This window comes from Leptospira sp. GIMC2001 (genome assembly GCF_028462125.1).
Taxonomy (GTDB): domain Bacteria; phylum Spirochaetota; class Leptospiria; order Leptospirales; family Leptospiraceae.
The window spans coordinates 207,354-229,329 of sequence record NZ_CP115468.1 but is presented as its reverse complement, the minus strand read 5'-3'; the positions used below and the strand labels follow the sequence as shown (position 1 = coordinate 229,329).

At 34.9% G+C, this 21,976-nt stretch carries 20 protein-coding genes; 7 read left to right on the top strand and 13 right to left on the bottom strand.

What is annotated here, in order from left to right; genetic code table 11:
- Window position 1 precedes the first annotated feature (1 nt).
- The 9 genes from O4O04_RS02605 to O4O04_RS02565 form a co-directional block, all read right to left on the bottom strand.
- Complete coding sequence (locus O4O04_RS02605; protein ID WP_272533970.1) at window positions 2-688, bottom strand: DUF1318 domain-containing protein; 687 nt, start codon at window positions 686-688, stop codon at window positions 2-4.
- A gap of 10 nt (window positions 689-698) precedes the next feature.
- Window positions 699-3,758: an LIC_11026 family protein gene (locus O4O04_RS02600; protein WP_272533968.1), complete on the bottom strand. Its 3,060-nt coding sequence runs from the start codon at window positions 3,756-3,758 to the stop codon at window positions 699-701.
- A gap of 192 nt (window positions 3,759-3,950) precedes the next feature.
- Window positions 3,951-5,219 carry a malic enzyme-like NAD(P)-binding protein gene (locus O4O04_RS02595; RefSeq protein WP_272533967.1) on the bottom strand — a complete coding sequence of 423 codons (1,269 nt, stop codon included), beginning with the start codon at window positions 5,217-5,219 and terminating at the stop codon, window positions 3,951-3,953.
- Between the two features lie 3 nt (window positions 5,220-5,222).
- The gene (locus O4O04_RS02590) at window positions 5,223-6,215 is read right to left on the bottom strand and encodes a M14 family zinc carboxypeptidase (protein ID WP_272533965.1); all 993 of its coding nucleotides are present in this window, start codon (window positions 6,213-6,215) and stop codon (window positions 5,223-5,225) included.
- A complete protein-coding gene (locus O4O04_RS02585) occupies window positions 6,216-6,728 on the bottom strand; it encodes an LA_2478/LA_2722/LA_4182 family protein (protein ID WP_272533964.1) in 513 nt (170 codons plus the stop codon).
- Entirely contained in the window at window positions 6,700-7,416 is a 717-nt protein-coding gene (locus O4O04_RS02580) for a flagellar motor protein MotB (protein WP_272533962.1), read from the bottom strand. The genes O4O04_RS02585 and O4O04_RS02580 overlap by 29 nt, the downstream gene beginning before the upstream one ends.
- Window positions 7,417-7,418: 2 nt before the next feature.
- Window positions 7,419-8,621, bottom strand: coding sequence for a hypothetical protein (locus O4O04_RS02575; RefSeq protein ID WP_272533960.1), 1,203 nt, complete (start codon window positions 8,619-8,621; stop codon window positions 7,419-7,421).
- Window positions 8,622-9,353 carry a lysophospholipid acyltransferase family protein gene (locus O4O04_RS02570; protein WP_272533959.1) on the bottom strand — a complete coding sequence of 244 codons (732 nt, stop codon included), beginning with the start codon at window positions 9,351-9,353 and terminating at the stop codon, window positions 8,622-8,624. It lies immediately after the preceding gene.
- A 4-nt stretch (window positions 9,354-9,357) separates the two neighbouring features.
- Window positions 9,358-9,651 carry a hypothetical protein gene (locus O4O04_RS02565; protein WP_272533958.1) on the bottom strand — a complete coding sequence of 98 codons (294 nt, stop codon included), beginning with the start codon at window positions 9,649-9,651 and terminating at the stop codon, window positions 9,358-9,360.
- Between the two features lie 314 nt (window positions 9,652-9,965).
- Here O4O04_RS02565 and O4O04_RS02560 point away from each other — a divergent pair, with 314 nt between their 5' ends.
- Window positions 9,966-10,457 (top strand): DUF4468 domain-containing protein, encoded by a 492-nt coding sequence (locus O4O04_RS02560; RefSeq protein ID WP_272533957.1) that lies wholly within the window; start codon window positions 9,966-9,968, stop codon window positions 10,455-10,457.
- Between the two features lie 40 nt (window positions 10,458-10,497).
- On the opposite strand, the gene O4O04_RS02555 is transcribed toward O4O04_RS02560, so the two are convergent.
- The gene (locus O4O04_RS02555) at window positions 10,498-11,943 is read right to left on the bottom strand and encodes an MFS transporter (protein WP_272533956.1); all 1,446 of its coding nucleotides are present in this window, start codon (window positions 11,941-11,943) and stop codon (window positions 10,498-10,500) included.
- A 118-nt stretch (window positions 11,944-12,061) separates the two neighbouring features.
- On the opposite strand from O4O04_RS02555, the gene O4O04_RS02550 reads away from it, so the two are divergent.
- Window positions 12,062-13,315 (top strand): adenylate/guanylate cyclase domain-containing protein, encoded by a 1,254-nt coding sequence (locus tag O4O04_RS02550; protein ID WP_272533954.1) that lies wholly within the window; start codon window positions 12,062-12,064, stop codon window positions 13,313-13,315.
- 52 nt (window positions 13,316-13,367) lie between these two features.
- On the opposite strand, the gene O4O04_RS02545 is transcribed toward O4O04_RS02550, so the two are convergent.
- On the bottom strand, window positions 13,368-14,081 hold the full coding sequence (locus O4O04_RS02545; RefSeq protein WP_272533952.1) for a spondin domain-containing protein: 714 nt from the start codon (window positions 14,079-14,081) through the stop codon (window positions 13,368-13,370).
- Window positions 14,082-14,288: 207 nt separating this feature from the next.
- On the opposite strand from O4O04_RS02545, the gene O4O04_RS02540 reads away from it, so the two are divergent.
- The 5 genes from O4O04_RS02540 to O4O04_RS02520 all read left to right on the top strand — a co-directional run bounded on the left by O4O04_RS02540 (window position 14,289) and on the right by O4O04_RS02520 (window position 19,064).
- Window positions 14,289-15,299 (top strand): LA_0442/LA_0875 N-terminal domain-containing protein, encoded by a 1,011-nt coding sequence (locus O4O04_RS02540; protein WP_272533951.1) that lies wholly within the window; start codon window positions 14,289-14,291, stop codon window positions 15,297-15,299.
- 401 nt (window positions 15,300-15,700) lie between these two features.
- Window positions 15,701-16,618, top strand: coding sequence for an SGNH/GDSL hydrolase family protein (locus O4O04_RS02535; protein ID WP_272533950.1), 918 nt, complete (start codon window positions 15,701-15,703; stop codon window positions 16,616-16,618).
- An 82-nt stretch (window positions 16,619-16,700) separates the two neighbouring features.
- The gene (locus O4O04_RS02530; RefSeq protein ID WP_272533948.1) at window positions 16,701-17,717 is read left to right on the top strand and encodes an SGNH/GDSL hydrolase family protein; all 1,017 of its coding nucleotides are present in this window, start codon (window positions 16,701-16,703) and stop codon (window positions 17,715-17,717) included.
- A 161-nt stretch (window positions 17,718-17,878) separates the two neighbouring features.
- Entirely contained in the window at window positions 17,879-18,484 is a 606-nt protein-coding gene (locus O4O04_RS02525; RefSeq protein ID WP_272533947.1) for a DUF3332 family protein, read from the top strand.
- Window positions 18,465-19,064, top strand: coding sequence for a hypothetical protein (locus tag O4O04_RS02520; protein ID WP_272533946.1), 600 nt, complete (start codon window positions 18,465-18,467; stop codon window positions 19,062-19,064). Before O4O04_RS02525 ends, O4O04_RS02520 begins: the two co-directional genes overlap by 20 nt.
- Before the next feature lie 27 nt (window positions 19,065-19,091).
- Here the strand turns inward: O4O04_RS02520 and O4O04_RS02515 are convergent, their stop codons facing one another.
- Window positions 19,092-20,060: a FecR family protein gene (locus O4O04_RS02515; protein WP_272533945.1), complete on the bottom strand. Its 969-nt coding sequence runs from the start codon at window positions 20,058-20,060 to the stop codon at window positions 19,092-19,094.
- Window positions 20,057-21,901: an adenylate/guanylate cyclase domain-containing protein gene (locus O4O04_RS02510; RefSeq protein WP_272533943.1), complete on the bottom strand. Its 1,845-nt coding sequence runs from the start codon at window positions 21,899-21,901 to the stop codon at window positions 20,057-20,059. The genes O4O04_RS02515 and O4O04_RS02510 overlap by 4 nt, the downstream gene beginning before the upstream one ends.
- Window positions 21,902-21,976 lie beyond the last annotated feature (75 nt).

The following is a 21,976-nucleotide window of genomic DNA, read 5'->3' as shown; positions in this document are numbered from 1 at the left end:
ATCAATTATCCACAAAACTCTCTGTCTTAATTTTCCAATTTCCTATAGATTCTTCAAAATACTCACCCTTCTCAACCATATTATAATATTTAAACTGAAAACTTTGTATCAATTTATCCTTTTGAATCTGGGTTAATTTTGAGTTCTTTTCTAATTCCTTAATTTTCTCTTGATTTATATAATTTCTAGTTTTGTTAACCTGAGGTAGAACTTCGAGAATTCTCTTTTCATGATTTGGAAATTCTTGATAGTACAAACTATCTATATACTTCGGATTGATTTTTAATTCTCCAGAATATGATTCTCCCACGAATCTTTTTTTCTTCCAATTGATTACTTCAGCCGAGAAATATGCAATCTTTCTAAGAGCAATATACAAATCGCTATCGTAATCTGGATAATCTGCATCTCGATCCAATTCGACTCTTTGCCATATCTCAGAACCAGATGCAGACATTTTTATAGAGGATAGTATCCATCCGTCTGCTTCGATATCCCTATCTTCACCTAGCATTTGTTTCTCTGCAGCAGTCGCGGTCTGAGTAAAAGTAATTGGTGGCGGATTGAGGGAACAATTTAGAACAAAATTAATAATTAAGTAAATAAACAAAAAAACTATATATGATTGCTTCATCATAGACAAAGATTTTAAGTTGAGAAATATATTTAAATACCTATAATTTTTCATAATTTATTCCTTATTTATAATTGGAAAACTCATCCTTAGCACGATCCAAAAAACTAGACAAAGGAATTCTCTCTTCTTGAATTCGATCATTTTCGATATTAAATACTAAAGTGTTTAGCAGAGATTTATTGAATTGTATTGATGCGTAAACTAATCCTTTCGATAACTGTATTTCGACATTATTCACAGAATAACTGTTGATTATTGCATCCGTAATTAAATTAGTTGGACTCACTATATTGATTGCACTCTTGCCAAAGTCCGAACCAATTTGAAACACGCTAAAGTATAAATTCATATTTCCAATCGGATCAGAAAGATTCCTTCCTGTGAAATTGAGATCAGCCTTAATTTTCCCATCACCCACTTTATCTTGTGATTCTCTCGGCAACATTTGCTTAAGATCGACATCGCGAATTTGCAAAGTCGATGCAAATTCCATATTGTTAATATCACCATTTCCTATATTGAATAAAATATCTCGGCCATATACTATACCATCTAATGCAAAGATTCGTAGATTATCAATTTTTAGAATATTATCTTTGTGCACTATACTTGCGGATAGTCCAGGTAAATGATCTTTCGGAACCACAAAATCAAAAACCTGACCGGTTAAGCTGGGGTGACTTCCTCGAATTTTTTCAATCTTAAAATTAAGACCTTTTTGTTCCCCATAATTCTTTATCAAATTTTCTTTATTGCCAGAGGTAAGAACTAGAGTACTAGTCTCTAGTATATTATGGTGAAAAGGTATATCCAAAAACAGATCAACAATCTCTGTAAATTTACAGTTTGCACCTGGACAATTTCCAGAGGTAATCCGTATATCTGCTTCTTCTGTATGGAGTTTACCATTAATATGTTCATTTTGTACATCCAGATCCAGGTCAATTACTCCTTTTAAATTGATGCCTTTTAGTATAAGTGAAGGTTCCTTGGATCTCAATCTAAGTTTTCCAGCCAAACTTCCCGTATAATCTCCATAAGGTGGATTTGGTATAAATGGTTTATAAAACTTACCCTTGAAATCTGCATAAAGCTTTTTCTTGAAAGCATCGATCCGAAATTCTTTTATTTCAATTGTTTTCGGTTTATCATTCAAAATATTTATATCGGATTCAATATGCAAATCATCCAATTCAATTCCTGGAAAACTCCCACCGAAATGTAAAATAATTTCCTTACCTGAATTTGATTGGAGATACTCTAACGCACCGTATAGATTCAGCCTCTCTCCTAGACTTTCGCGAAGGTTTGCCACAGTTGACTTCAGAGAGACAGGCATAGCAGGAATCATTGGAGTGAACCGAGAAATAATTTTTAAATCTTTAAGTTCGAAATCCAATTTAGAATCTAAATTAGAAAATCCTATATTTGATGTAAAAAATAAAAATTCTTCATATTTCTCATTTTTTACTTGAAAATTTAACGGAGTAATTTGAATCTTCTCAAGTTCAAATTCTTTTTCCAAATCAACTTGTTTCTGCGCGGTTAATTGAATATTATTTTTACCAGAGATTCCTCTTCCCATTATATATCGAAATTCATTTATATTGATTTTGAGATCCACTCCAAACAAGGATAATTTATCACCGCGAAGTCTAATTTTGGTTGAAGCAATTCCAAATACTTGATTGGAAAATTTTTCCAAATTGATACCAGATATATCTAAATCTAATTCTACTTTTCTATTAGGATCAATTTCACCAGATATTTTAGCTATTATACTATTGTATTGAACTGAGATCTTCTCAATTGATAGATGATTGAGAATTGGAAGCAAATTTTCTTTTGTTGGCTTAATTGGATTGCTTAGATTCAAATGAGCTGAAGATTCAATTATTATTTCTGGTATAGAATGTTTTCCAGCTGGAAGGGTTACTAAAATATTCTTACCATGAATCTTAATTGATGTCAGTAGATCATCTATATCTCCGCGCGCAATAATCTCGGGAAAAGATATGTTACCACTCAAAGCAATATTTTTAAGTCCTGGTATTTTTTTAAATAGTTTAGAAATTTCTGACAAGTCAATTGATGTTGGAGTATTTTCAAATCGAAAACTCATCTTGGGAGTTGAAATATTTTGAACTTCCCCATCCAATTGAAATGTAGGTTTTCCCGCCAAAATCATTGTAAGTTCATCTAGGGACAAGTGATCCTTGATTGGATCTAGTTTTAAATCATATTTCAACTCAATACCTGCGGTTGCTGACTGATTGTCTCCTGCTCCAAAAACAATTTCATCTGTGCCAAGATGTAGATTGGATTCAATTTTTGGAATGTCTTTATCAAGGTAGTGATTCAGAACAAATTTAGAAAATAGATTAAATTTAATTTCATCTTTAGAATCCTTTAATTGAATAGGAACAACATTGTCTTTATTCAACGAAACCTCTAATTTTTCGATTAGATTGATTGCTTTGAATGAAAGAGGAATTTCTCGAAATCTTTTTGAATCCAGTTCGAAGGCTAAATTTAAATCAGATAAATTTAGATCTAATTTATCATTACTATCCATTCCTCTAACAACGTGAATTGTAAGATCATTTACAAAAATATTCGCATACAATGAAATAGGAATGAAAGTCGAAATAATATCAGAATGATTCCCGCTCTGTTCCTCGGATTCTTCCAATTCAATACTAGAACTTTCGGATTTTTCCATTATAGTTTCGAAATTCCATAATTTATTCCTCTCCAAAAATTCGATTTTAGAATTCGTTAAGGATACTTCTGAAATTTTGAGCCTTCCCAAAAACAGTAGAGGCAGATTGTATGTGACAGCAATTCGATCTGATTGTAAGAATTTACCTTTCTGAAATTCATCACCTGAATACAATATCACATCTTCAAAAACAAATCCGTAGAGTAGAGAAAAACGGGTAACATTTATATCTAACTGTGATTTGAGTATTGATTGAGCTAGTCGATCAACCACAATCTGTCCGGTGATTGAATTGAAGACTGTATTGTATATTAAGCAAATATAAAATAGAACTCTCACCCATTTCTTTCGAGTGACATTCAGAATAAATCTAGTAGCGTCCGCTTTATCCCAATTCATATTATTTATTTTTACAGAAAAAAGCTGATCGGGCACGACCCAACTGCAAGAAATTTCCAATCCTTAGGATGTATGGGAGATCGACCTTCAAACATAAATGATCAGCCCAAAGTATTAGAATGTTTATCTATTGTAAACTAAAAATAAATAGTCCGAATTTATTGGAGAATTCTTTGAAAAAATAAGATAAATCTAAGAACTGATTCCCATTCTTTGATTCAAATATTTTCTATAAGCTTCATCGCCAGGATAAGGGATTTGTGCAACTCCTGACTCAACTGCAGCTTTAGCAACCGCTGATGAAATATAGAAAATCAATCTTGGATCAAAAGGTTTAGGAATGATATATTCAGACCCAAATTCAATTTTATCAACTCCATACGCTTGGCATAATTCATCCGGTACAGGAAGTCTTGCAAGATCTGCAAGAGCTTTTGAAGCTGCGAGCTTCATTTCACTATTGACTCTTTTGGATCGAATATCCAAGGCACCTCGAAAAATAAATGGAAATCCTAGAACATTATTCACTTGATTTGGATGATCACTACGACCGGTAGCGAGAATTACGTCTGGTCTTGCAGCCTTAGCAAGTTGGTACGGAATTTCTGGATCAGGATTCGCTAAAGCAAAAACAATTGGATCCTTAGCCATAGATTGAACCATTACTTGATCCATCACATCTCTAACGGATACTCCAATAAAAACATCAGCACCTTTTACAACATCACGTAAAGAATTTTCTGGAATATTGCGAACAAATCGTTTCTTAGAGTCATGTAAATCTTTTCTAGATAGATTTAACATCCCTCTTGAATCCAACATAAATATATTATTGAAATCAACTCCCACTTCGCAGATCATATCAGCAATAGCTACAGCTGCAGCTCCGGCACCATTGATTACAACTTTAAGATTTTCTAATTTTTTACCGTTAATGATCAATGCATTTAAAAGAGCTGCCGTAGTGATGATTGCCGTTCCATGCTGATCATCATGAAAAACCGGAATATCCATATTCTCATCAAGTACTTTCTCAATATAAAAACATTCTGGAGCTTTAATATCTTCTAAGTTTATTCCACCAAATGTTGGTTCTAGTAATTTAACAGCACGAATAAGTTCTTCCGGATCTTGAGTGTTCAACTCTATATCAAAAACATCAATACCAGCAAATTTCTTGAATAGAACAGCTTTTCCTTCCATCACAGGTTTACCAGCTTCAGGACCAATATTTCCGAGTCCTAATACTGCCGTACCATTCGTGATAATCCCAACCAAGTTACCCTTGTTAGTATATTCATAAACCAATTCTTTATTGTCAGCAATTTCTAAACAGGGGTAAGCAACACCTGGCGAATAGGCTAAAGTAAGATCGGCGCTATTGTCGGTTGGCTTAGTTGGAACTACTTTAGTTTTTCCTTGCGGAAACTGTGAATGGTATTTTAGCGCTTCTTCTTTCATATGTTATGCGGTCCAATGTGCAAGCTTAGTCTGGGATAATAATACAAAATCTCTAATAAAATTTCTATAACCGGTAATGGTCTCTAATTTATTTTCGCGAGCTGGATTGAAAATTCCTCGCTTTCGAAAAATCTTCATTGGGTCTTGCTTAAGATCAGACCAAGTACCAACTTCTAAAGTTATTGGAAGAAATCTGGAACTCCAAGAAGTATTTGATGTTCTAAAATGTTCAAAATAATTATCATAGAACCGATCCCATAGATCTCCATGAGTTGTATAAGTTTCCGATTGTGGTCCATATTTAAAAACATCATGATTCATTTTGGTCTTAAGATAATACGCCATCTTTTCAAACAATGGTGTGTCAATGCAAGGTTTCTTCGTTCTCGCATAAGGCCACCAAACATGATCAATAGTTCCGAAACCGGAATGTATATCAAGAACAGGCATAATCGCATCTTTTACCGAATAAAAATATTTATGAACAAATCTAAATAATGCTCTAGATTCAGGTTCCATCGTATTACCACGATAATACGGGAGTGAAGAACTAATTTTATGTCCACCAAAGAAGGGCAAGGCCGATTCAGCCTCAACACCAGAATTGCGCATGAGATCTACGCCGGCCGGATTTGATCTTGATTTGAGAGCAACACCACCTGGGTTTACAATAGGCAAAATGACCAATCCAAGTTTACCTTTTTTCAATTCTGGTAAGAAATCATTATTCTTTTTATCGAGAATGTATTCTAGAAAGTCCAAAAGTATGCGAATGCCAACTGTCTCTAATCCATGAACTCCAGCCACTAAACCGACTGGATTATTGCGAATAGCTTTTGGAGTTCCAAGTTCTATAGCATGGATGGGAAAGCGAAAACCATCGTCTGTTTTTCTGCTAAAACCGAATTGAGTAAGGCGTGCATTTTTACCACCTAACTTAATAATGTTGAGAATTCGTCTTTCGTAACGATTTAATCGGCGGAGTCCACGAAGCATCTATTCTAAAGATTCCCCTCTCTGTATACGACCCATTAGTTCGCATGCAACAATCTTTTTATACTTCTTATCAACTAAATCAGAACATCCCATTTCAATGATTTCTTTATAACAATCACGTGTTAGTGATCGAATCTGATCGGGATTATCTCCGATCAATTTATAAACGTTAGTATTTCGATGATGTTCATGGCATGAAGCTTCTTGTAACCTATTCTCTGCCAATTGTGTATGAGATAATTCAAGTCCAATGAAGGCGCCAGTTTCTTTGCCACAATTTGCAATTTTTTTGCAAATTTCACCAGCAATTTTAAGAGATTCTTCTCTCCAGAATGGATCATCTACACCTTTAGATCGATCTTTACAATCAATCTGACATAAGAAGAAGAGTATTAGAAGAATCATATAAGGTGTACGGAGCATTCTATGACCAGATTTTGCTAAAAGAACTATTGGTCTTGCAAAAAATATTAGATAAGATCTACTACTTTTGCTTGCGAATGAAAATTTCAATGCGTTCTTGTCGTGCTTTCGCCTCTGGTGAGTCCGATGAGACATCCTTCATTGGGGAAAATTTAGTGTGAGCAAGAATTGCAATCTTCTCACGAGGTATATTGTATTTTGTTTCCATTAGCTCTGCAAGTTTTGCAGTACGCTTTGCACTATCTTCCCAGGACACCCTTCCCAATCGTGCATTTTCTGGAATCTCAAGTCGTATCAAGATTTCCACATCCAAATTCTCAGTGAGTTGTGATAAATTTTGAAATGTCTCATCCTGAGTCTGATCTACAATCCAATCTCCTTCATCCGTGATTGGACCGAAAATTACTAATTTTAATTCTTCTGTCTCAGCAAGTCCAAGACGAAGTTTTGCGACTTCCTTCCATCTCTTGAGGTTGAAACCAAGATTCTCCCATACACGGAAAAGTTGAGACTTAGGTTTAAATAAATCATCTTCCAGAACACTAGTTCCACCATCAAAGATAGCAACAGTTCCTCCTGGTCCAAAACCAAAACCTGAACGAATTGCATCAGCAACTGATTCTAATTTTTGTTTATCAACATTAGAAATTGAATATAAAATAATAAACAAACCCAGCAAAAGGGTAATCATATCTGCATACGTAAGCAACCATCGTTCATGATTGTCTGAAGATTCGCTTTCTCTTTTTCTACGAGTGAAGCGACGATGTGTACGCATGACTATGGCAACTCCAATTTATATGCAGTAAATCCTTGTTGATCGGGATAAACATTTGTTACAGAATATAAATTAGGAATTGTTTCTATATTTTTATTGTAGCGATAGGATGTGCGAAACAATATGAATTTATCTGAATTTTCTTTCTTTGATGATTTTATGTCTTCGATTTCGAGATTTTTCTTAACGTCTGCATCAGAAGTCTCTAGAGGCTCGTATTCAAATTCAAATGCGTATCGAACATTTGCTCCCCAACCATCTTTGGTTGCTTCTAATAATGGAAAAGTTGCAGAAATATATTTATTGGCAGTTTTGGAGAAAATGGAATCTCCTGTCTTATACGCACGCAATCCAGTCTCACTTATAGCTTTAATCCTACCACCCTGAGGAAAAGAAAAACTCAAATAGGTAACAGCAGTATAGCCCCCGCGATTTTTGAACTCTAATCGATATTTAATTCCAGTTTTTTGGATCGAGATAAGAGAAGGAATTGGTTGCGAACTAAGATTTGGAATCATCTCCCAACCATTCCAGACAAATTCCAACTTCTGAGATGATTCGCTTGGGAATAGAATTATACTTTTATTTTCTTTATTATAAGTAAACTCTGCTCTCTTTTTATTCTTAACTACACTATGATCAGCTAATAGAGAAAAACCATCGAGTATTTTTCGACCTTCACGAAATCCTAGAGGAACCGTAAATATTCCATTAGGTGGTTCTTCACTCATTACTTCGAGAAAAATAGAATTGAAATTATCGCCTGCCAATTCTTCAGCTAGAATTTTTCGAATAATATAACCGGGGCTGGAAGAATCAAGATCTGAACCTGAAGCTGGGATCCATTTTCCTTTGGATTTATCATATGCCATTGGACCCGCATTCATCAAAGAAAAAGACTTCTTCCAACTCAATCTCCAAGAGCTCTCTTTATTATCTTTTGATTCTTCAAAGACTGCAATAATCTCTTCTGTTCCATTTCGAATAAGATATAGAACTTCTAATTCAGGGCTTGGATTGAGATTTATTTTTCTTGAGCTAAGAATCTCGGGAGAGAAGGATCGAGCTCCGGCAAGAACCGCTTCAATTACAAACGAATCGTTCGGTCGATCCTTGGGTGTGCAATTAGCAATAAAGAAAATGCTAATAATAAAAAAAAATGAACTGATTTTTCGCAGACTCACCATTAGATTACAAAAATTCATTTATGAGGCTAATTTCCAGAGTGCTTCGTTGCGCCCTTTCTCCATCAATGATTCCATTGCTTCTTTCGTTCTAGCCGACAGAGCCTTCATCCCTTCTTCGAGACTCATATCCAAATATTCCGCATGAGGAATCGGTTCACCAAACACGACTCGAACTTTCTTATAAACAGCTCGCTTTTGAATCTCACAAACTTCCTTTGGCATACCCATAAATGCTCTAAGAATGGGAGGAAGTGGATAGTCAGAAATATTTTCTTCGATGGGAACTATAACAGAAGGCATAACATCAACTTTATTTCGAAGAGAGAAAGCAGCAAAACCAGAATGAAAATTCGCCATAGGAGAATCAAAGTCATTCTTAACCATGTAGTCATGTCCTTCCGGAAAAATTCCGAGAACATCACCTTTCTTGAAAACCTGTTGCACTTTCTTAATACTTCCCATGGAAATATTCCCATCAATTGCCATTGGAATACAACCTGTCTTTTCAACTAGGTCCTTGAACAAAGGAATTCGCATCGTGTAATCAGCTGCTATCCAAGAAATAAATCTAGGAAAGATCGCACCGATCACGAATGGATCCATGTCACTTCTATGATTGCATGTAAGAATCAATTTGCCACTAGGCTGAATATGATGAAAACCTAACACTTCAGTTTGCAGAGCAAGGTGAAAAAAAGGTGTAACGAACTTCTTGATGCGTCCTACGGTTTTTTTTGCACTATCATCCATGAAATCAATCGTCTCCCAGAATTTTGGACCACCAACTTTGTTGCTTACCTGGAGGAGTTGGCTTACCGGGAGTCGCAGGAATCGGTGGCTTGGTTTCTTGGGAAACAGGCATCTCAAAATTGGAAGGTCTTTTTCTCATAGCTGAAGATTGCTGCGGGAGAGTTCGTTTGATCTCCTCCACATCTTTCTGAGCGGCAGCATTCGTTTTGATAAATTGACGGATCTCATCCCACTGCTCATCAAAGTCATTGCCATATTTTAAATAATTCATGATATCAATTCGATCAAAATTCGCCATTATAATTCCCTATGTCTCCAACGAAACCATCCAGGAAAGGAAATTGGGAATCAACCTATTTTTAATTTTAGATAAGAAATTCTGATCAAGTCGATTGAAGATCGACCTAGTCAGTTACCGAAATATAAAGTAAAAGACAGCTAAGGAATGCAAATGGATAAAGGACATAATCTGGAAAAAGGTAAAGAGAATGAAGGGGAGAATCAACCTCTTAACAATCTCGTCCCATTTCCTGGTCTCTCGCAAATGAATATTTTTAAAATTAGAGCCCTCTTCCATTCGGTTTTTTTCTCAGATAAGCAGCAGAGAATAAAATGAATCAAATATCAAGAAATTTCATCTTTGTATTGTTTTTAGTTTTTGGAGCGATGAGCTATCAATGCAAAACATTTGGACTTGCCAATGCAGAAGTTAGAAAGTATTCACAAGAATTTGAATTTAGAAAGCTAGATAAAAATCGATCATTTCTAAAAGCAAAGCAATGGTTCAACTATAGATTGGATGGAACGAAAGCTGTTGTTCTATTGGAAGATCAAGGCCAAGGAATTCTTAAAGGAAAAGCGGTTTTCGAATGTAGAGTGCCATATGGAGTTGAAGAAGTGGATGTGAATAACCATGAGTTTCAGTATACTTTACAAATATCAGACAATAAAGCACAGATAGAATTTGAAAATATCTATTCCTATTCTAGAGATCCTAATGATATAACGATCAGTTATGGTCCTAGAAATGAAAGAGAAGCTATGATCACAATAAGAATTTGCTTTATGCCGCTCGCAGAAGACCTATTCAATTATATCCAGTAAAGGAATTTTTCCGTACTCAATTATTTATTTCTGAAAAACTTCAATGCTCTCTCTTTTCGAGTCGAATTCTTTTCTTTCGATCAAGAAGTTTCTTGATTCGTTTGTGCACTGAGTCCGTAAGTGGCATCCATAGAAACACGATCGCCCCGAGAACAAAAAAGGCACCGACTACTGGACCAAACACTATCGCAAGCCGATAGCCGGTCTCGGGAGACTGCGTATCACTTCCTTGAACGATTCCTATCACATCCAATAAGACACCCGAGACGGCAAGTCCAAGAGCTTGGGCAAATTTAGTTCCCATCTTCCAGAAGCCAAAATACAATCCTTCCTTTTCGTCTCCAGTCTTCAATTCATCATAATCTACTATGTCTGCTACCAACGAGTCCAAAAGAAAAATTGAGCCTGCACAGATTCCTCCAATAACAGCTGTTATCAGTGGAAAACGTGCATCTCCATATGGGTAAAGTGGATAGGCTATCATCGTCACCAATCCCAAAATTAAAATTCCAAAAAAAGCAGGAATTTTCTTACCATATCTATCTGAAAGATAAATCCAAAAAGGAATGGAAAGAATAATTATAACAAAGAATGGGAAAAGTATCTGCAATACAACTTCCGATTCTTTCAAACCCAAACGAAATTTATAATAGAATAAAGCTATAGCAGTATTGAAAGTTCTTCCAAATGTTGCTATGATGAATGCGATCAATAATGGAAGGAATATTTTATTTCCAAGAACTTGTCGAAAGCTCTTAATCAAATCTAAAAAACCAAATTTTGCTTCGGAATGAGAATCGGAAATCGGATTCGAATCTGCCGACGCCGAAACCGAACCTGTTGATTGAAAAGTTGCGTAACCAGAAATAAATACGAGACATCCGATTGCCCATGCTGCAATGCTTCGAGCTTCACGCACATTTTCCGATGAATTCTCATCGCCCATATTCTGAAGGAGCACGGCTGGTAATATCATACCAAAGAGTATTCCCAAATTGCTAAAGAACAATCGCCAACCGAATAATTCTGTTCTTATCTTAGAATCCGTACTGAGTTCTCCTCCGAGTGCTAAATGCGGAACAGATAATATTGTCATCGCTGTATTTACCATCACGTAAGTGAAAAGTAGATAACCAAACAAAAGTATTTGTGAACTCAACTGAGGTGGTGAAAAGAGAAATCCAATCGTGATTCCAAGCAAGATTGAACCAAACAATATATAGGGTCTTCTTCGACCAAACCGAGAGCGAGTTCGATCGGATACTACTCCCATCAGTGGATCACTCACTGCGTCCCAGAGAACAGAAATTGCTAATGCAATTCCTGCAAGACTTGCTTGAAGTCCCATAACTTGAGTGTAATGTTCTAATAAATAAAGCTGAGTAATGATCTGGGTAGAGGTAATTCCCATCTCTGCCAATCCGTATCCAGCCCGTAATTTGCGCGGAAGTTGTCTAGATCCGCTACCTGAATTTGATTGGTTCACTTATTGTAGACGATTTAAAACTGAACAATGTTCCACGTTTTAACTAGATATTTTCTTTTAAGATGATGGTAATGTAAAAAACTAGGTAAGGTTTAAAGAAGGACAATTCAATACCTCGATGGATATCTTAATCAAATCACATTTTTTCGATTGGCTTTACAATACTGGAATCAAAGTGGAAAATCCACGAGATTATTTCTATGAATACATTCAGTTTCTAAATGAACATGATTATGGAATTACAAGAGTTTCCTTAGGTGGATCTGCCCTTCATCCCGAAATAGAATCTATTGGTTACACTTTTAGTGAAAAGCAATTGGATTCCGCTTTTCCAGCATTTGTTACAGACTCTCTACTGGTTGGTCAGGACTTTGTTAATTATCCCAAAGGATCAATTACTACATTACGTTTTCGAGTTGGGATTCGTTTAACGGACGCTTTTAAAAATAGTCCAATTCCTGCACTTTGGAGTGACGGAGCACCTATCTATATTCCAATTTCAGCAGTCAAGGACGAGTCTGTTGCAGATCCCTATCCTATCATTACCGATTTACGAGAAGCTGGATGCACTTGCTATTTTGCAATGCCTCTCGCAACTGTTGAAGGGATAAGAACATATGCGAGTTTCTCAAGTACGAGACCTGGTGCCTTTACTGAGGAAATGATCGAAAACTTACGAGGAATGACAGAAATTTTCACAACCGGATGGTATAGTTTTCGATTGAGGGATATGACGAAATCATTAATGAGTCTTTATCTAGGTGAAGCGACAAGCAAGCAAGTATTAGCTGGCAAAATCAGAAGAGGAGACGTCGAAAAAATGGAAGCTGTCATCTGGTTCTCCGATATTCGAAAATACTCTGAACTTTCCAGTCAATATCCGCCCGAAGATCTTATACGATGGCTCAATGAATACTATGATGATCAGATTGCCAACATACATAAATTTGGTGGCGAAGTTCTAAAAATCATGGGTGATGGAATACTTGCAGTTTTTCCCACTATTGAAGGCAGAAATATAAAAACCAACGCTCGTCGTGCACTCGTCGCATCACTTAGATCAATGAAAATTTTAGATGAAAGGAACTTAACTAAGAAATCGGATGAAGTGCCAGAAATTCATCACGGAATCGCTCTTCATCAAGGACTGGTTGAATACGGAAATATAGGTTCTTCGGATCGATTGGATTTTACGATTATAGGAAGTGATGTTAATATCACTGCAAGAATATCAAACCTATGCTCAGGATTAAGTGAACGAATTCTGTTATCATCCAAGATGTCCCAATTGATTCCAGGACATCTTAGATTGGTGGATCAAAAAGTTACTTTAAAAGGAATTCTTGAGCCACAAGATATTTATGCTCCATAAGAAACATAGTTTAGAAATTCTATTTGTGATATCAAATCATAGATACGAATTGTTATAGTCCGCTATTTTTTTGAAAAGTAAAAGTTCCCAGTTTTGGAACTTGATTATTAACAAAGAAAATTCCACTTGTTAACCTTGTAATTACGCCTGGTGGCGATGTAATCGCATTTTCTGATGTGAAAGTACTACCACTATCAGTCCCTGAATCATAAGCAAAGAGATCGATTGATTTAGTTGCTACCCATTGATTATTCTCACATAAACTTATGCCTGACACCCCTACAAACCAATCTGGGCTAGGTGCAATCATAGTTACCATAGTTACCAAAGGGAAAGATTGAGTTATATCAAAAGTAAAAGTTACAGAACCAGGTGAATTGTCCAGATTATCTCCTGAAAGAACTGAAAAAGCAGTACCAGCATTTATCGCAGAGGTAACTTCGTTTGTCAACTCTATCTTTCGACCCCGCTCTGCCATTTCTTTAATACCAGAAGTAGCAGGACTACCTGCCGACCAAAATGTTACCCGAGATGAATGAGTGGCACCAATAAGTCCGGAGAAATGTGGATCCGCTGGAAAATCTGTAGGATGTGTTGTCGCACTCCATGTACTATTAAAAGTTAAAGTATAATTTGCATTTCCTGTACAATTATTAGACTGCGAGATCAATAGTGCGGGAATAATCAATTGATCTTCAGAATTATCATCATTCGATTGGCATGATATAATCGTTGCTATAGCTAGCATTATCCATATTTTGTTCATATTTTGGTATCCTCTATTTGTTTATTTAATTCTAGATATTTTTCATAAAGTTACATTAATTTAAAAAAATTTGAAACCGATTCATGATTTTTACTCATTATTTGGAAAATCTATATTTCCGAAATAAATTTCGGTTTCCGATACAACCTAAGCAATTCAAAGATTTCTAATTCCAATTTTGGATGATGCTTTTTCCAAGATTATTCCTTGACAAATCGTACAAAACTCAAGCATAATCTTGGGATGGATTTTTTCAAATTATCATTACTGATTTTCCTAATATTTGCGAATTCCATATTCGCTGAAACAATTCTCTATAAAGATGGGAGTAAAATTCAAGGCAAAGTTACTGCTCAAAATAAAAATTCCATATCAGTGAAGACAAAAGATGGCAATTTACTAGAAATATCCAAGGATTCCATTCTGAAAGTTGTTTATAAAGATCGAATTTCCGACATCGAAGAAGCAAAGATAAGAGAAAATGAAAAAAAAGCCGAACTTGCACGTGAAGAGAAACTAAGAATCCAAGAAGAGGAGCGAATCAAAAAATTAGAAGCAAAACAATTGGAAGAAGCAAAAACCCAAGAATCAAAGAATAATCAAATCCAAGAACCTCCCAAAGAAATTGCCATTAGCCAATCTCCAACCGCTTTTGGAGCTTTTTGGCGATCCCTCCTGGTTCCTGGTTGGGGACAATTCTATCAAGGCAGAAAAGTTGCAGGCATAATTTACCCTTCCCTCATTTTAGGAGGCGGCTATGCAGCCTATGAGAAAAATAGAATATATCGAAATGCTCTTAGAGACTACAATAATATAAACAATCCTTACACAGAATCTGCTCTCATCGCATCATCATTGGGATTATCATCCACATCGAGTAGTCCAGATTCCACAATCAATTTCTCGGGAAGCACAGAAGATATTATCCGTAATTATTACAATTCAAATGAATCGCCCATTGTAAAACAAAAAGAAGCAGTAGATAGACACTACCTGGAATATAGAACGATCTCTTACGTAGTTGTTGCGTTGTGGTTGTGGAATGCCTGCGATGCATTTATATTCCATCCAAAATCTCAAGGAATTTCAGGGCTTGATTCTGATGATTCAACTCCTAAAGCAGGAGATATAAAATTTCAAATGAATTCGATCAATGTTCGTGACAATTTACATAGTTTTTCTACGGAACATAGATTTTATTTAGAGACTTATTTTTAAGGAGCACAATGCAATAGAATGAAAAAGTTAGGATATATATTAATTTAGTTTCAATTCAGCGCCATTCATTCCGGAGCCTTGCTTCTTCAACGACCTTACCTTCTAACACAACTTTCTTTACTGGTATTACTTTCGACGACGTGTCAGCTTCCAATCTCGATAAATCTTCCGGCCTAGATTTCGTACGATGTGTATCCGAACCAGATAAGTTTATTAAATTAAATTCTTCAGAATCGATTGATTCAATAATTTTTTATTGACAATCTTACAACCAATATGAAATCTTTAGTGAATAATTAATTTATAATAACATGAAAAAATTTAAATTCTACTTTTTTTACTCAATATTTTTATTGTTTGCTATTTTTATTTTGCTCGAAATTGGAATCAGTGCATTGAATTTGGCCCCCAAATTAATGCCCTTACATCTAAGTAGTTTTCGATTTTCTAATAATCCAAAAATTGGATACGAACTGATTCCTCACTATACCGAGGAGAAAAATACCGCAATAACTGAATTATCTGGCTACGCAATTGACATTAGCAATAGCAACGGATTCAGAGATATCGAGAGAAAGGTAGAGAAAACGCCTGGAATATCCCGAGTTGTTGCATTGGGAGATAGTATCACTCACGGTTATTTCGTAAAAGATTACCGAGAACGTTATACTGATCGTTTACAAGAAATGTTTCCCAAATCAGAATTTATTAACCTAGGTGTATCGGGTTACAATACGATGCAAGAGGTAGCATTGTTTCGAGAAAGGGGTCTCATGTATAAACCTGATCTTGTCACGATCGGATATTGTCTTAACGATGATGAAGGAGCGAATATTAATATTTATTTAAGCCTAAAGTACATGCTAAAAAAACATGGAAATGTAGTTGATACTTCTGCATTAAAAGAAAGCAACCCAATTCTAGCAAACTCAAGTTTGTATAGACTTCTTCGTTACAAAGTATTCAACAATCAGGTTATTGAAGCAGAAAATGAATATATGACAAAGACTGAAACGGAAGACGAAGCATTAAAGGAACTCCAAGAGTTAGCCAAAAAGCACAATTTCAAAGTTGCAATGTTTATATTTCCAATTTTTGATGATCTAGTTAATTATAAATATCAGGCCAAGCATAACAGGATAATGAAAATCGCAAAAAGCAATTCAATTCCCGCTCTAGATTTATTACCAAGTTTTCAAGAATGTTATAAAAAGGAAAAGGGATCCATTATCGCTGATCATTTTCACCCAAGTGGTGCAGGACATAAATGCGCTGCTGATTCAATTAAGACATTTATATTGCAGAACAAACTTTTATAAATTTCGTATTTAAACTTATTTAATTACGAAATTTTTAATTGACAAGAAGGTAATCCTAGACTAAATTTTTTCCGAGTCCGAAATGGAAAAATTCAAATATTATCTAATTTATTCTATATTCCTATTTTTAGTAACATTCATACTACTTGAAATTGGAATCAGTGCATTGAATCTTGCTCCTAAACTTATGCCGCTCAATCTAAGCAGTTTTCGTTTTTCTCAAAATCCTAAGATCGGCTATGAATTAATCCCACATTATACTGGAGAAAAAAACCAAGGTCTACTCGATTTCTCTGGATACTATGTTGATATAAGCAATAGTAATGGTTTTAGAGATATCGAGCGACCAATTGAAAGAAATCCTGGAAAGCAAAGAGTGGTTGTACTTGGAGATAGTATTGTCCAAGGATATTTTGTAAAAAACTATCAAGATCGCTTCGTAAATATTCTCGAAAATAAATTTCCAAACTCAGAGTTTATCAATATGGGTGTTTCAGGATATAACAGTTTACAGGAAGTTGAGATGTTTCGAGAAAAAGGATTAACATACAAACCAGACCTCCTCATACTTTCCTACTGCTTAAATGATGATGAGTCTGTGAATAAATGGGTTTATCCTAATCTAAAGTATTTGCATAAAAATAAGAATGAGATCGATATTTCTACTTTCGATTCAGGTGTTCCTATTTGGGCAAAATCAGGTTTATACCGGTTGCTTCGGTACAAGATCTTTGCTAAGCAACAAAGACATGAGGAAGAAGAAAATAAATTTATGACAATGGTCGAAACAGAAGATGATTCCTTATCCGAACTTGTTCAAATGGCAAAAGAAAATAAATTCCAAATAGCTATCGTAATTTTTCCTGTATTTGATGATCTTTTGAACTATCAATATTTAGATAAGCACAAAAGAATACGCGAAATTGCAAATAAACACTCAATTATCAATCTAGACCTCTTACCTCATTTCCAAAGTTGTCAAAATCAGATTAAAAAACCCTTATTTGAGGACTTCTATCATCCAAATGTCGAAGGTCATAAATGTGCCGCAGACGCTATTGAGAAATTTCTGATCACAAACAATTTATTAACAAACTAGAGAAGACTGAATATCAAGATTAACGTTATAAATTAGTCTGCTTTCTCCAGATGTATATAAAATACAATTCTATTGAATAAAATACAGTTTACATTCTAGCAAAAGAATGAAATAAATTTGAGAAGTAGAATAAGGAATCTAAATAAATCATGGAGTTAATTATGAATAAAACTATCAAAAAAATTATCACTTTACTTACAATTGTTGGAATAAGTCTCACATCCGTCTTAAATTGTTTCGGCAAATTTGCACTCACTCGTACGGTCTATACTTTCAATACAGGAATCGGAAATGCGAGTTGGACTGGCAAAATTGTTCGTACACTTGTAATGTATGTCTATTTCTTGATTCCAATTATTGCAGGTTTGGTTTGGCTTATTGATGTTTTGATTCTTAACTTAATCGAATTCTGGACAGACTCGAATCCTATGGGTTTAAACGAATACAATAAAGAAGGTAAATATGTTAAGAAAATTGAACAAGATGGAGAATCGTTAAAGTTGACCTATTTAAATTTTGGACAGAAATTGGTGATCGATATTAACAATAAAAATAAATCCGAACAATTCGTTGTTTTAAGATCCGAGCCAGGCAAATTTTTTAAAGAAACGGATGATCAGTTAGAAGAAATTATAGTTAATCCACAGACAGTTGGTTCTAAAGTAATTCTTAAAATGGCAATTAATGGCAAGTTACAATCTTCTAAAGTGATTGATATCCAAGATTATAACGAATTGGAAGAAAAATTTGTCCACGAATTTCAATAAAAAATTTTATGAATTGTTGAGTTCGTCTGATTCTCAACACTATACAGAACTTTATTTCGAATTCATAGATGGCGGCGATTCTATGTATGGAGGTCGCTCATCTGTGGATTTTGACGAATGGTCTAGTCTTTCAATTGATGATAAATCTGTTTTGGCATATAGTACATTGAATCAAAAAGAGTTAGTGGTTCGATATCCTGGAACATTTTCTGGTCCGACAGAAGAGGATCTTCAGATATTGGTTGGATTGGATGAGTTGGAAATTTTCAAATGTGATTCTATGATGATCACTAACTATAACTATTTGCTAGAACTTCCCAAATTGAATCAGCTTACTTTAGATCTTTTTAGTCACCAAAGTAAGATTGTAGGTATAGGATGGAATGTTTTTGATGCATTCCTTCAAATTCATCGTGATGGATTTTATTGCAGTGTTGATAATCTTCAGAAATATATCCGTGAACTTAAAATGTTAGATCCTTTCCCTATTGATCAAAATGTAAAACAAGATGAAAATGGGGATCGAGATTTATCATTTATCACAATGGATTACCTGTATAAAAATCACTCAAATTTATAGCAATATCCGAGAAGAATATTTTATAAACTACATCTTCATAAAACGTTCAAATTCTGCCTGCTCGCGTTTTCTTCTTATTTCTTCCGTTGGATCTTCTTTCTGAGACTTAGGTTTGGTCGTTGAATTGATATTATTCGAAGGAGGTGATGCAGGTTTGTTCTGAACGGGTGCGGGAGTTATTGCGGGACTAAATTTGGAATTCTCTATATTGTTTTCATTTTTCTTTTCGGGTTGGCTCTGAGCATCAACAACTTCATTCACTTTTAATTTCGAGACTGTCGACGCGTTCGATTGAATTCTTTCCAGTTCTGCTTGATAAGTCTGTCGTTTTCTCTTTTCGATTTTTCGTGCTCTAGCTTCTGGATCTTCCATGACAACTTTTGATTCTTTAGCTACCAATTCGCCATCTTTTGAAGATAGAATTTGATTCTCTTTTAATGAAATTGTCTTGCCGTCGATATTAACTGTCGCTTCACCTCTTGACACGGCAACATTGAATTGATCTAAATTTTCTTTTGCAACAATTACATCTCCATCTTTTACTTGAACTGATCCAGAAGGAGAATCAACCATTATGGAATGGTGGGGGGAACCTTTGACTGGTTTCTTTTTTATATTGATAGAACCCTTTTCAAAATTAATTTTCTGCAGATTCTCACTAATTTCAACAATGACCATGCTTTCTTCATCCATCTGAATCTCGGTTCCATCTTTCAATTGAAGGACAGCCTGAGAGCCTTTATCCGAACGAATTGTATCTCGGTTGGATAAAGGACCGTTTGTATCTAAATCGTCCCATATAAGTTGTCGATCAAATTTTCTTTGAACTTGGTTGTATTTAAAAATAATATCTCCTATAATTTCCCTATTACCAATTTCTGATCTTGAATTTATATCATTGTAGAATAGAGCAAAAAAGATTAAAGCATTCACAAATAGAAACACGCCAACTTTCCATTCTTTCAACCAGGCTAGAATATTCTGTATATTTTTCATTTTATTCTAACCTTAGATTTTTTAGTTGGAGTAGCATCACTAATTAGCTTTCTAACTTCTGCAATACTCTTAGGACAATCTTTATCATTAACTCGTCCGAGAACTGCATATACAATTTGCTTTTTAACTTTGCCCTTTACTTTAATTTCTTTCATCTTTACTACTTTATAAAGTTTTGATACTTTATGGTACGCTGATTCCGAAATCAATATATCAGTATTAAAATCTTTATTCAATGCTTCTATTCTCGATGCAAGATTTACTGCATCGCCGATCACTGTAAATTCTAACCTCTCTTCGGAACCAATTTGCCCCGCAATCACAGGCCCAGTATTGATACCAATTCCTATTCGAATAAATGGTTTCTTATTGGATCTCCGCTTCGCATTCAATTGAATCAAAGCATTACGCATCATAATCGCGGTATCGATAGCTCTTTCTGTATCATTCTTCGTAGAATTGATTGCGCCCCAGATCGCCATAATGGAATCACCGATAAATTTATCTACAATCCCCCCCATTCTATTTATACAGGATACCATTTCGGTCATATAATCATTTAGAAATTCAACAACTGCTTCCGGTTCAAGTTGTTCGGATATAGCAGTGAAATTTCGAATATCTGAGAAAAAAATTGTGCATTCCCTTCTTGTTCCACCTAACGCTAAACTTCCACTCATTGCCTTCTCAGCAAGTTCAGTGTTTACAAATTTGCCAAATGCATCTTTGATTTTATCTCGTTCGGATAGACCTTTACCCATATTGACGAAGGATCGTGTGAGAATTCCAATTTCATCTCCACTAGATTCTTGAATATTGACATTAAAATTGCCTTTTTCGATATTCTTGGCTGCATCAACCAAACGCAGAATTGGCTTGGTCATATTCTTGGAAAAAATCAATACAATTAAAATCGAAAGATTCAATATTATAATCATAAGAAAGAAATTTCTTCTTTGAATATTATTAACTTCTTCCATTGCCTTTTCTTCCGGAACCGTTGCAACGACCACAAGATCTGCGATTCCAATTTTCTTGAAAGAAGCTATATATACTTTGTTTTCTTTATCCGAATATTTAACCTGTCCGTTGTTTATGGGGCTATCTTGAATTTTCTCAAAAATACTAAGGTCTTTTATATCTTGAGATTTTAATACCAAATCCAAATCTGTGTGCGAAATAATTCCACCATCATCCGAAATCATAAAATTATCAGATATGCCCAAACTTTTGAATGTGGCTTGAATCTGATCCATCTTGGTAACAGCGATAAAAGTTAATTTCTCAGATCCAACTAGATCTTGGTGCGAGACTCCCATCAAAGGTGTTGATTCAATACTGAGATTTCGAACAACAGTTTTCCCTTTAGTTAATGTAGAAAAAACTTTTAAATTACTAAATACCTTAGCATCAATTTTTTTCTTCTGAAGTTTATTGTCCGCTAATAAGACTGGATTATAAATCTTCCTATAGATTACAGGATTCTTTTGTTCAAATCCGATAATGTATATAGCTAAGATTTCTTCAACTTCTGAGATATCACCAAAACCTGGAACAGACGATTGCTGATATAGAATTTCGATTTCATTGTTTTTAAGCAATCTAGCTAGGCTTCTGCTTGAACGCACAATGTTTGAAATATCTGATTTTGTTTTAGAAGCTATAAGCTCGGTTATCTCAAGATTCTTCTCTTTGATTCGAAGCTCGTTATCCTGTCGAAAAAAATAAGTAGCGATATAGATAATAACAGAAATAGACAAAATTATGATCACAGAAATGATCGTAACTAATTTAAGTTGAACACTCCAATTGTAAATGAATCTCTTAATTTTGGATAGCATAGATAGTCTTTTTCCAATTATGCGAGATGCTAAAACTAGATCAATCCAAAGATAAATAATTTATTATATTGCAAG